Below are 12,070 nucleotides of genomic sequence, written 5' to 3' on the forward strand. Positions count from 1 at the left end.
GCTAAGCTAGAGCCATGCAACGACACGGAACGTGTTGCCCCTTATCTCTGCTTGCCCCTGGAAATGCCATGCGCAGTCGTCTTCTTTCTGTAGTTTCCTGCCTGATTCTCACCACCGCTGGCCAAGCCAGCGCCGAAGCGGCCAGCCTCACGCAACAGCGCCAGTATTACGACGAAGCCAAGAGCGCGCTGGCCAAGGGCGACAGTGGCCCCTATCGCCGTTATCAGACGGCATTGCGCGACTATCCGCTGACGCCCTACCTGGCTTACGACGAGCTGACCAACCGACTCAAGTCGGCGAGCAATGCCGAGATCGAGAAGTTCCTCGCCGAACATGGCGACCTGCCCCAGGCCAGCTGGATGAAACTGCGCTGGCTGCGCTGGCTGGCCGAGCGCGGTGACTGGAAGCCGTTCCTCGACCATTACGACCCCGCCCTCAACTTCACCGAGCTGGACTGCCTCTATGGGCAGTACCAGCTGAGCCACGGCCTGACCGCCGAGGGCAATGCCACGGCGGAAAAGCTCTGGCTGGTGGGCAAGTCGCAGCCCAACGCCTGCGACCCGCTGTTCGCGCGCTGGGCCGCCAGCGGCCAGCTCACCGAACAACGGCGCTGGCAACGCGCCAAGCTGGCCGTGGAGGCCGGCAACTATGGCCTGGCTAATCACCTGATCAAGAACATGCCGACCCTCGGCGAGCGCGGCAAATTGCTGGTGGAAGTGGCGCAAAAGCCCCAGCTGCTCAAGCAGACCGCACGTTTCACAGCCACTGACGAAGCCATGGGTGACGTGGTCGGCCTCGGCCTGCGTCGCCTGGCGCGGCAGAGCCCGGAGGATGCCCTGGGCCTGCTCGACACCTATGCCCAGCGCATGAGGTTCTCCCAGGACGAACAGGTGGCCATCGCCCGGCAGATCGGCCTGACCCTGGCCAAACGTTTCGACATGCGCGGCCTGCAGGTCATGGCCAAGTATGACCCCGAGCTGCGCGACAATACCGTCAGCGAATGGCGCGCTCGCCTGCTGTTGCGCCATGGCCGCTGGGACGAGGCCTACCAGCTGACCCAGCGCATGCCGGCCGATCTCGCCAGCAGCAACCGCTGGCGCTATTGGAATGCGCGCAGCCTGCAACTGGCGCAGCCCAACAGCCAGCAGCCGATCGCCCTTTACCAGTCCCTGGCCAAGGAGCGCGACTTCTACGGCTTCATGGCCGCCGATCAGGTCAAGGCGCCCTACCAGCTCAACAACCAGCCGCTGGCGCTGGACCCCAAGGTGGTGCAGAAGGTGCGCAACACCGCCGGCATTCGCCGAGCCATGGAGTTCCATGCGCGCGGGCAGATCGTCGACGGGCGCCGTGAGTGGTATCACGTCAGCCGCCTGTTCAGCCGTGACGAGCTGGTGGCCCAGGCCCGCCTGGCCTACGAGATGGAATGGTATTTCCCGGCCATCCGCACCATCAGCCAGGCGCAATACTGGGATGATCTGGAAGTGCGCTTCCCGATGGCCCACCGCGACCAGCTGGTTCGCGAAGCCAAGCGTCGCGACCTGCACTCGAGCTGGGTGTTCGCCATCACCCGCCAGGAAAGCGCCTTCATGGCCGATGCCCGCTCCCACGCCGGCGCCATGGGTCTGATGCAGCTGATGCCGGCCACCGCCAAGGAAACCGCACGCAAGTTCGGCATTCCTCTGGCCTCACCGCAGCACGTGCTCAACCCGGACACCAACATCCAGCTGGGCGCGGCCTACCTGAGCCAGGTGTATGGGCAGTTCAACGGCAACCGTATTCTCGCCTCGGCCGCCTACAACGCCGGCCCGGGGCGCGTGCGCCAGTGGCTGCGCGGCGCCGATCACCTGAGCTATGACGTCTGGGTGGAGAACATTCCGTTCGACGAAACCCGTCAGTACGTGCAGAACGTGCTGTCCTACTCGGTGATCTACGGGCAGAAACTGGGCGCCCCCCACCCGCTGGTGGCCTGGAACGAGCGTTACTTCGACGCCCAATAACCTCGGCCAAACGCTGAGCTCCAGCGCCACCCTGCCGCCTGACCGAGGCCATGAACAACCGCTGCAGGGCAAGCCTGCAGCGGACCGAGCATAGTCCTGCCTGGCTTGTCCCAATCCCTTCTCACAGGCTTGGCTGACCGCCGCCTCCACGCGAAACACATCCTCTGCCCATTCGGGCTGCTCCGCGCCTTTCCGCTCTGACACTTCTGGGAAACAGCCATCGAGTCGCGGATGGAACCCAGTCCGCCGCCCAAACCACACAACGACATGGCTCGATGGCAAGTGAGAGGCAGCGGCTATCGCTCCAAGCCTCGAACAGTCCGCAAAGCTAGGCCATTCCAGTCCCATAGCCCCAAGGCCTCGCCTCGTAACGGGCATGACAGCGACGAAACGGCAACGTCACTGACTGCCCGCGACACGCAGCCTGATGCCTTGTAATTCACAGAGAAAAGAGGATTTTTTATGGATGGAGTTTCGCGCGGTACCCCGACCCCCGTTGTATCGCACACTCAAGTCGAGAATGACACCCGTACCGAGGGCCGCCGGGCAACCGAGATAACTGCGGCACAACGCCGAGAACACAACCAGCGCGAGATACATGAACACCTGGACACCATGTTCCAGAAGTATCGCAAGCCCACTACGCTGCCGCCCGACGCCAGCGCAGAAGATCATGCCAAAGTCGCCGAACACAACAGGAAGATCGACGCTCTGGTGAGCTCCCGAGCCGAGCTCCTGGCGAGCGAAGGCGAAGATCTCGATTCAGTTCGTAGAACGTGGGATAACGCCCATAGCCTCGACAAAAAGTCGACGTCCGGCTCCTCTTTTGTCGCGGGGTTGCCGTTCGCCCTGGTTGCGGGGGCCCAGCATCTTTACCCCAGCATGGTGGAGGTTCCCGCGAAGATGCTGACCACCCTTGCCGGCACTACCTCCCCCGTTGCAGAAGCGGCAGCTCAAGGTCTGGTCGGGGCTCTAGAAGCGGTCGTGACCGACCAGATATCCACCGCCGCTCAAAACGAAATGAACAAGGACTTGCTCTTTCTCAAGGCACCTGAGGACAAGCTGCATGACGTCATGGTGGACGCGTTAAAGGACAAGGAGCCGACGCTGTTGCGGCAAGCCGGTGATGGCGCTGCGGAAATGCAGACGTTCACTGCGCGAAATGTATTGCGTAATGGCCTAGACACACATCTGTCCTCCAAAGCGAATCAGCCTGGCCTTCGCCCGGAGGCACAAGCAACAGCGACCACCAACGCAGCCAATTCCAGAACGGCAATCACCAGTGCAGGGGGCGTGCTTGCGACGATGGCGACATCGCACCTTGCACGCATGCGAGAAGAGAAGAGCGGCCTACGCGATGCAGCGCAAATCTTCGCGCGCAAAGATGCCGAGCCCAAGGAAAATCTCGCTGATGAAAGGGACTGGTACGAAACCTACAAGGCGGCCAAAGACACAAGCTTCAGGACCATGGCCGGTCATGCCGCCAGCCGCGTGGGTAATGCCACGATAGGTACCTTGAGCAGCACCCTGGAGGGCGTACGTAGCCTCGGCACGGCACGTAGCGTTCTGGCCAATGGGGGCTTTGCCGCTACTTTCAGTGGAGTCAGCGCAATTCAACAAGCGGCTACGGCTTCGATCAGCAATCCACTCGTCAAGGCAGGTGTTTCTAATGCGATCAACCTTGTCGGTTCGGCCGCGGCGTTCGGGGTGTATGGCGCCATGAACGCCGTGGGTCAGAAAGTGGCCGACAAAGCCTCGGAGTGGTATGACAAAGACAACCATGCGGCGCCCAAAGCGGCCGCACGCCAGGCGATGGAATCCACGCGTAATGGGGCAAACCATGCCATCGAGGCCACACGTAACGGGGTAAACCACGCCATAGAAGCCACACGTAATGGCGCAAACCAAGCGATGGAATCCGCCCGTAATGGGATCGACTCGGCACTTGCCACCGGGCGACAAACCTTGAATACCGCTTCATCCATGGTGGGCGGCATCGATACGGATGCGATAACTCGACAGCTGATGGGACAAGTCAATGAGCTACGTCAGCGCCAGCGGCAGCAGCCGAACGAGGAAGATGGAATCGAAATGGTTTAGATAGGATAGCGCTGGCCGTGCAAATACCTGCACCGTTCGGCGCGCCCATTTCCGAACCAGTTGGATAGCGATACGAACCAAGCCAAGGATGGCTCCCCCGCAGGTTCGTAGACGATCCACTACTGCAATATCTCAACCATCATCCCCAGCTGCAGCTCGCCGACGCCGCGCGGCAACAGGTTCTGCCCGAAGAACACGTCCCCATCCTTTTCCCGGTAGGTCTTGAGCGTGGCCAGCGGCTCACGCTGAGCGTTGCGCTCGCCGGTCTGCGGGTCGATGGTGGTCAGGATGCAGCGTGAGCACCCCTTGACCACCTCGAACTCGACATCGCCGATACGGATGCGCTTCCAGCCATCCTCGGCATACGCCTCGCTGCCGGTGACCACCAGGTTGGGACGAAAACGCTGCATGGACAGGGGTTGCCCGACACGTTGCGAGAGGTCGTCCAGCGAGGCCTGGCCAATCAGCAGCAGCGGAAAACCATCGGCAAACGCCACCCGATCACCCGGCTGGGCATAAGCGGTATCGACCTGGCGCGCACGCCCCTCCGGCACATGCACCAGGCGGCACGGTTTGCCGAGCATCGTGCTGAGCCATTCGGCGGCCTCGTCACCGGCATCCGGCACGCGCAAGCTGTCACGCCAGACGACGACGCCGCGCAGATCCTGCTCGGGATCGGGCAAGGCAACGGTCAGATCGGCCTGGCCAGGAGCGCTCAGGGTCAGGCCGCCGCGCGCATCGTAGCGGGCGCTCAGCTGACTCATCTGCGGTAGCAGGCGCTGGGTGATGAAACGTCCGCTATCGGCATCGACCACCATCCAGCGGCGATCGCCATGCAGGCCCAGACCATCGACCGCACTGCGCTGCAGCGCTTCACCGCGACCGGACTTGAGCGGGTAACGGTACAACCCCGAGAGACTCGGCATGGGTCAGCTCCCTGTCGGCAAAATGCCGTTATACGAGCTGGCGGCGCGGCTCACAAGACCAGGGTTCGGCAAGCGGGCTGTCTAGCAAGGGCCGTGCGACCGCGATCAGGCGGGTTGCACCCGCCTGCATCGGCGTTCATGCGGAAACGAAGTATCAGCGGGGTTCGTCCAGCTCCAGGCGCTGGCGAATCACGTCCACCAGCTTGTCCGGCTGGAATTTGGAGAGGAAGTTGTCGCAGCCGACCTTCTTCACCATCGCCTCGTTGAAGCTGCCCGACAGCGAGGTGTGCAGCACCACGTAGAGATCCTTCAGGCGAGGGTCGTTGCGGATCTCGCTGGTCAGACGATAGCCGTCCATCTCGGGCATTTCGGCATCGGTGAAGATCATCAGCAGCTTGTCGGTCATCACCTCGCCGCCATCGGCCCACTTCTTCAGCAGATTTAGGGCCTTGAGGCCATCGCTGGCCATGTGCAGGCGGATGCCCAGCTGCGTCAGGGTATCGCGCAGCTGGCTGAGCGCCACGCTGGAATCGTCCACCAGCAGCACTTCGCGTCCGCGCGCCTTCTCCAGCAGCGGATCGGCGAGTTTTTCCGCGGAAACCTTGGTGCTCATCGGCACGATCTCGGCGAGTACCTTCTCCACATCGATCACTTCGACGATCTGGTCCTCGACCTTGGTGATGGCGGTCAGGTAATGCTGGCGTCCGGCGCCACCCGGGGGCGGCAGGATCGACTCCCAGTTGAGGTTGAGGATGCGGTCGACGCTGCCCACCAGAAAGGCCTGCACCGAGCGGTTGTACTCGGTGACGATGATGGTGCTGCGCTCATCCGGCACCAGCGGACGCATGCCGATGGCCTGCGACAGATCGATCACCGGCAGGGTCTGACCGCGCAGGTTGACCACGCCGCAGACATAGCGATGACGCTGCGGCATCAGCGTCAGCTTGGGCATCTGCAGGACTTCCTGCACCTTGAACACGTTGATCGCGAACAACTGCCGACCAGCCAGGCGAAACATGAGAATTTCCAGACGGTTCTCGCCGACCAGCTGTGTACGTTGATCCACGGAGTCGAGAATGCCGGCCATCGCCTGCTCCTGCTGAAATATGAACGGATGCGGACCAGGCGCGAAGCCCTGGTACCAGGTTATCGGCAGGCCCTGAAAAAGCCGCAGCTTGGCTTTCTGCCACCATACTCGCTGCCCTTTACAGATACCAGCCTGCCCTGCCTCGGGCAATCGTCATCGGGGCGCCCCTAGGGGCCCCTAGGGGAGTCCCCGATATCGCACCGACGTACCAGTCTCTATCGTTGAGGCATTCCCCCTCCGATAGAGATCAGCTCCCGTGCTCGCCTACTCCGCTCTCTGGACAGGTATCGCCATCAGCCTCGCCGGGCTTGCCGCCGGCATGCCCTGGCTGATCGGCGCAGGCTGCGCCATCAGTGCGCTGGCTGCGCTTTTTCAGCGCCCCCCGCGTGCATCCCTGCCTCTCGCTGCAAGCCTGGATGAAGCCCCCGTCGACACGACGCCGCAGCCGCGTGTCGAGCCGCTGCTGCTCGAAGTGCTGCCGGCCTGGAGCCAGAACCTCGGTCAGGTGCGCCAGCTGGTACAGGAAAACATCCAGCGCCTGTTCGAACGCTTTGCCGGGCTCAGCGGCCGCCTGGAGCAGACCCTGAGCAGTTCGGAACAGGCCATCGGCGGTGGCGGCGTAGCCGACAGCCTGCGCGAGGCGCATCAGCGCCTGGACGAAGTCATCGCCTCCTTCCATGGCGCCAGTGCGCGCAAGAACGAGCTGCTCGGCACCATCGCCCACCTCGACAGCTACGCCAGCGAGCTGCAGAAGATGTCGAAACTGGTGCAGGACATCGCCAGCCAGACCAACCTGCTCGCCCTCAACGCCGCCATTGAGGCGGCCCGCGCCGGCGAGCATGGCCGCGGCTTCTCGGTGGTCGCCGACGAGGTGCGCAAGCTCTCCAGCCTGTCCGCCGAGACCGGCCAGCGCATGGGCGAGAAGGTCGGCGAAATCAACCAGGCGATCCGCGCCACGGTAATCGCCGCCGAGGAACTCTCCGGCAGCGAGAAGAGCAATCTCGACTACCTCGACCAGGTCGCCGGCGAAGTGATGCAGCGCCTGAGCACCAACCTCGACGAACTCTCCAGCAGCTCCCTGCAGCTGCAGCAGGACGCTCGCACCACCCAGGCAGACATCCAGGAAATCATCGTCAGCCTGCAGTTCCAGGACCGCACCGACCAGATGCTCGACCACCTGCAGATCGACCTGGGTCGCCTGCAGCAGGCCGTACGCGAGCAGGACGGCATCCTCGCCAACCCGACACGCTGGCTCAAGGAACTGCGCGACCGCTTCACCACCGACGAAGAACGCCACGGTGGTAGACGCAGCGCCAAACAGCACGACGACGTGACCTTTTTCTGATCAGCCAAGGAGCAACCCGGCATGGCCAAGACCATTCTGATAGTCGACGACTCCCTCTCCATGCGCCAGCTGGTGAAGATGACCCTTTCCGGCGCCGGCCACACCGTCATCGAGGCGGTGGACGGGCGCGACGCCCTGAGCAAGCTCAACGGACAGAAGATCAACCTGATCATCAGCGACGTGAACATGCCCAACCTCGACGGCATCGGCCTGGTCAAGGAAGTGAAGGCGCGCAACGAATACCGCTTCACCCCCATCGTCATGCTCACCACCGAGAGCGAACAGGGCAAGAAAGCCGAAGGCCAGGCCGCCGGTGCCAAGGCCTGGATCGTCAAGCCGTTCCAGCCGCAGCAACTGCTGGCGGCCGTCGACAAGCTGGCCAGCTGAAATGTTCGAGCTGATCCATGACCCACGGCAGCAGCCCGAGCGCCTGGCGCTGCTCGGCAGCCTGACCATCTACGAGGTGCGCCAGGCCCACGAAGCGCTGCTGGCCGCGCTGACCGGCAGTGCCGCAGGCGGCCACTGGCAGCTCGACCTCGGCCAGCTGGAAGAACTGGACAGTGCCGGCGCCCAGCTGCTGCTGGCCCTGCAGCGTCAGCTGACGCAACAACAGACGCGCCTGGAAGTCGTCAGCGCCGCCGACGCTCCGCGCGAGCTGCTGGAGGTGCTGCGCCTGCAGTCGCTGCTCCCCACCACCCCAACGGCGCAGGCCTGAGCCGGAGACGCAGATGCTCAATGGAGAACAATGGAGCCAGCTGCTCCGCGGTTTCATCGACGAAGCCGGCGACCTGATCAAACAGGCCGAGGAGTACCTGCTGCAGCTGGACCAGACGCCCGAGGACGAGGATGCCGTCAACGGCCTGTTTCGCGCCATGCACACCCTCAAGGGCTCGGCCGGACTGTTCTCCCTGACGCCACTGGTCAGCTTCACCCATCACCTGGAAAGCCTGCTGATGTCGGTGCGCGACAGCCAGCGCAAGCTGGAGCCGGCCCTGGTCTCGCTGATGCTGCGCTGCCTGGATGAAATCGCCACCATGGTGGCGCTGATCGATGTCGACTCCGGCGAGCTGCCGGTAGACGAGACGCACCAGAACGAACTGCTCGCCGCCCTCGCCGCCTACGGCGCGCCCGCAAGCGTCGAGCCTGCCGCCGCACCAGCCGCCGCTTCTCCACGCCCCTGTGCGCAACGTGGCGCCTTCGAGCGCTGCGCCGGCTGCGACGCGGATGGCGCCTGGCACATTTCCCTGCGATTCGAAGCGGACCTGCTGCGCAACGGCTTCGATCCGGCGTCCTTCGTCCGCTACCTGACGCGTCTGGGCGACATCCTTCGCCTCGAAGTGATCGACGAGGCCCTGCCCTCGCTGGCCGAGATGGACCCGGAAAGCTGCTACATCGGTCTGGAGATCGACCTGTGCAGCGAGGCCAGCAAGGCCGAGATAGAGGAAGTCTTCGAATTCATCCACGACTTCTGCACCCTGCGCATCCTGCCGCCGCACAGCGCCCAGGAGGACTATCTGCGACTGATTCAGGAGCTGCCGGAAACCGACCAGCGCATCGGCAGCATGCTGATCGCCAGCGGCCTGCTCACCGAGCACGAGCTCAACCAGGGCCTGGCCCTGCAGGCACAGGCAGAGCCGGAAAAGGCGCCACTGGGCAGCGTGCTGGTGGAAGAAGGCATGGTTGCGCCGCAGGTGGTCAATGCCGCCCTGGCCAAACAACAGTCGGTCCGCGAAAAACGCAGCCAGGAAAGCACGCAGATCCGCGTCGCCGCGCACAAGCTCGACGAGCTGATCAACCTGGTCGGTGAGCTGGTGATCAGCGCCGCCGGCGCCCAGCTGCGCGCCCAGGCCCACGGCGATGCCGGCTGCGTGGAAAGCACCCAGACCGTCAACCAGCACGTCGAGCAGATCCGCGAGGCGGCGCTGAAACTGCGCATGATCGAGATCGGCGACACCTTCAACCGCTTCCACCGGGTGGTGCGCGATGTCAGCCAACAGCTGGGCAAGGACATTCGCCTGCAGATCCGCGGCGCCGATACCGAGCTGGACAAGTCGGTGATCGACAAGCTCGCTGACCCGCTCACCCACCTAGTGCGCAACGCCATCGACCACGGCATCGAGTCCGCCGAGCAGCGTCTGGCCGCCGGCAAGCCGGCCGAAGGCCAGCTGCAGCTCAACGCCTACCACGAATCGGGAATGATCGTCATCGAAGTGGCCGACGACGGCCGCGGGCTGAATACCGAGCGCATCCGCCAGAAGGCCATCGATCGCGGCCTGATCGACGCCCAGGCCAACCTGGCCGAACCGGACATCCACGCCCTGGTGTTCGCCGCCGGCTTCTCCACCGCCGACAGCGTCTCCGACCTCTCCGGCCGCGGAGTCGGCATGGACGTGGTACGCAGCGTCATCGATGGCCTGCGCGGCAGCATCGAGATCGACTCGGTGCTCGGCGCCGGCTGCACCTTCCGCATCCGCCTGCCGCTGACCCTGGCGATCATCGACGGCTTCCTGATCAGCCTCGGCGACGAATATTTCGTGGTGCCCCTGGACATGGTCACCGAGTGCCTGGAAATGGACGCCGAGCAGCTTGGCGACAGCACCTACGGCTATCTGACCCTGCGTGGCAAACCGCTGCCGTGCATCTCCCTGGCGGCGCACTTCGATCTGCCGGCCAGCCGCAGCAAGCGCCGCAACATCGTGGTGGTCAACCTCGGCCGGCAACAGGCCGGGCTGGTGGTCGACCATCTGCACGGCGAACTGCAAACCGTGATCAAGCCGCTCGGCCTGCTGTTCCAGCATCTGCAAGGCATCGGCGGCTCGACCATCCTGGGCAGCGGGCAGGTCGCGCTGATCCTGGATATACCCAGTCTTTTCCGTCATCTGCAAAACCATGTGGAAGCCAACGGCGGCGATCGTCGCCAGTCGCATCCGCACATCAGTGGCTCCTGAGGAGTAACCCACCATGCAATTCATCCGCAATCTCAAGATCGGTGTCAGGCTGATCGCCGGCTTTACCCTGGTGGTGATCCTCACGGTCGCCATCGGTGCGCTGGGCATCCGCAACCTGGCCGAGGTCAGCCATCTGTCCGATCGCATGTACGAGAACGACATGCTCGGCCTGAACGCGCTGCAGGAAGCAAACACCCAGCTGATCGTCGCCGGCCGCTCGCTGCGCGCCGCGCTGCTGGCCAGTGACGAAGCGGCTCGCGACACGGCCGCCAACAGGGCCTTCAAGGCGCTGGGCGATACCAAGGCGCTGGTGGAGCAATCGAAGAACTCCTTCATCACCGACGAGGGCAAGGCCTTCGTCAATCGCCTGGATCAACCGCTGAACGATTACGCCGTGCTGCTGGAACAGCTGCTCAGGTCCTACCTGGCTTCCGGTACCCTGGCCACGGAAACCGGCATCAGCGCGCAGATGCCGGAGCTGTCCCGCCGCGGCGAGATCATCGACAACCTGCTCAGCGAGGTGGTCAGCCACAAGCGTGACCGGGCCCAGGAAGCCAACCAGCAGATCAACCAGATCTACACCAGTTCGCGTACCCAGATGATCGTCCTGATCCTGATCGCCGCAGTGCTCGGCTTCGCCATCGGCATCTTCATCACCCGCTCCATCTCACGACCACTGAACCGTGCAGTGGGCGTGGCCAACAGCCTCGCAGAGGGCGACCTGACGGTCAGCGTCGAGGCCGACAGCCGCGACGAGACCGGCCGCCTGCTCGCTTCGATGCAGCATATGACCGAGCGCCTGCGCACCGTCATGGCCGACGTGCGCAGCGCTGCCGACTCGCTGTCCTCGGCGTCCGAGGAGGTCAGCGCCACCTCGCAGTCGCTGAGCCAGGCCGCCACCGAACAGGCCGCCAGCGTCGAGGAAACCACCGCCTCGGTGGAGCAGATGTCCGCCTCCATCGCGCAGAACACCGAGAGCGCGCAGATCACCGACGGCATCGCCGGCAAGGCCGCCAACGATGCGGTGCAAGGTGGCCAGGCGGTACGCGACATGGTGCTGGCCATGAAGCAGATCGCCGACAAGATCGGCATCATCGACGACATCGCCTATCAGACCAACCTGCTGGCCCTCAACGCAGCCATCGAAGCGGCGCGCGCCGGTGACCACGGCAAGGGCTTCGCGGTGGTCGCGGCCGAGGTGCGCAAGCTTGCCGAACGCAGCCAGGTGGCCGCCCAGGAGATCGGTGGCGTGGCCAGCAACAGCGTGCACCTGGCCGAACAGGCCGGCGCCCTGCTCGACCAGATCGTGCCGAACATCCAGAAGACCTCGGACCTGGTGCAGGAGATCACCGCTGCCTCGCAGGAGCAGAGCACCGGCGCCGGGCAGATCAACATCGCCATGGGTCAGATGAACCAGATCACCCAGCAGAACGCTTCGGCCTCCGAGGAGCTGGCCGCCACCGCCGAGGAGATGAACGCCCAGGCCAGCCAGTTGCAGGAGCTGATCAGCTATTTCCGCCTGGGCACCAGCAGCCCCGCCAAGGCGCCACGGCGCGACGAGCGCAGCCCGAGCAACGTGCGCGAACTGCGCCGCAACAGCGAACGCAAGGCGCCTGCGGCCCCGGCCGATGAAGGCCAGTTCGTCAACTTCAACTGAGGGCCCTGGC

At 64.1% G+C, this 12,070-nt stretch carries 9 protein-coding genes; 7 read left to right on the top strand and 2 right to left on the bottom strand.

Annotated features, from left to right (window positions below; all coding sequences use genetic code 11):
• Nucleotides 1-68 precede the first annotated feature (68 nt).
• On the top strand, nucleotides 69-1,997 hold the full coding sequence (locus L1F06_RS16535) for a transglycosylase SLT domain-containing protein (RefSeq protein WP_129481457.1): 1,929 nt from the start codon (nucleotides 69-71) through the stop codon (nucleotides 1,995-1,997).
• A 462-nt stretch (nucleotides 1,998-2,459) separates the two neighbouring features.
• Nucleotides 2,460-4,097 (top strand): hypothetical protein, encoded by a 1,638-nt coding sequence (locus tag L1F06_RS16540; RefSeq protein WP_129481458.1) that lies wholly within the window; start codon nucleotides 2,460-2,462, stop codon nucleotides 4,095-4,097.
• A 119-nt stretch (nucleotides 4,098-4,216) separates the two neighbouring features.
• Here L1F06_RS16540 and L1F06_RS16545 read toward each other — a convergent pair whose 3' ends face one another.
• Together L1F06_RS16545 and L1F06_RS16550 are read right to left on the bottom strand one after the other, a co-directional pair.
• A complete protein-coding gene (locus L1F06_RS16545) occupies nucleotides 4,217-5,023 on the bottom strand; it encodes an MOSC domain-containing protein (protein ID WP_129481459.1) in 807 nt (268 codons plus the stop codon).
• Nucleotides 5,024-5,177: 154 nt separating this feature from the next.
• A complete protein-coding gene (locus L1F06_RS16550; RefSeq protein ID WP_003245282.1) occupies nucleotides 5,178-6,110 on the bottom strand; it encodes a chemotaxis protein CheV in 933 nt (310 codons plus the stop codon).
• Nucleotides 6,111-6,366: 256 nt separating this feature from the next.
• On the opposite strand from L1F06_RS16550, the gene L1F06_RS16555 reads away from it, so the two are divergent.
• Genes L1F06_RS16555 through L1F06_RS16575 form a run of 5 tightly spaced genes read left to right on the top strand, consistent with a single transcriptional unit; the run spans nucleotide 6,367 to nucleotide 12,060 of the window.
• Nucleotides 6,367-7,455 carry a methyl-accepting chemotaxis protein gene (locus tag L1F06_RS16555; RefSeq protein ID WP_003245284.1) on the top strand — a complete coding sequence of 363 codons (1,089 nt, stop codon included), beginning with the start codon at nucleotides 6,367-6,369 and terminating at the stop codon, nucleotides 7,453-7,455.
• Nucleotides 7,456-7,476: 21 nt separating this feature from the next.
• On the top strand, nucleotides 7,477-7,842 hold the full coding sequence (locus L1F06_RS16560) for a response regulator (RefSeq protein ID WP_003245288.1): 366 nt from the start codon (nucleotides 7,477-7,479) through the stop codon (nucleotides 7,840-7,842).
• A gap of 1 nt (nucleotide 7,843) precedes the next feature.
• Nucleotides 7,844-8,170, top strand: a complete 327-nt coding sequence (locus L1F06_RS16565; RefSeq protein WP_003245289.1) for an STAS domain-containing protein — start codon at nucleotides 7,844-7,846, stop codon at nucleotides 8,168-8,170.
• A 13-nt stretch (nucleotides 8,171-8,183) separates the two neighbouring features.
• On the top strand, nucleotides 8,184-10,403 hold the full coding sequence (locus tag L1F06_RS16570; protein WP_129481460.1) for a chemotaxis protein CheA: 2,220 nt from the start codon (nucleotides 8,184-8,186) through the stop codon (nucleotides 10,401-10,403).
• A gap of 13 nt (nucleotides 10,404-10,416) precedes the next feature.
• Nucleotides 10,417-12,060, top strand: coding sequence for a methyl-accepting chemotaxis protein (locus L1F06_RS16575; RefSeq protein ID WP_003245295.1), 1,644 nt, complete (start codon nucleotides 10,417-10,419; stop codon nucleotides 12,058-12,060).
• Nucleotides 12,061-12,070: the final 10 nt, after the last annotated feature.

The organism is Pseudomonas hydrolytica (assembly GCF_021495345.1).
GTDB classification, from domain to species: Bacteria; Pseudomonadota; Gammaproteobacteria; order Pseudomonadales; family Pseudomonadaceae; genus Aquipseudomonas; species Aquipseudomonas hydrolytica.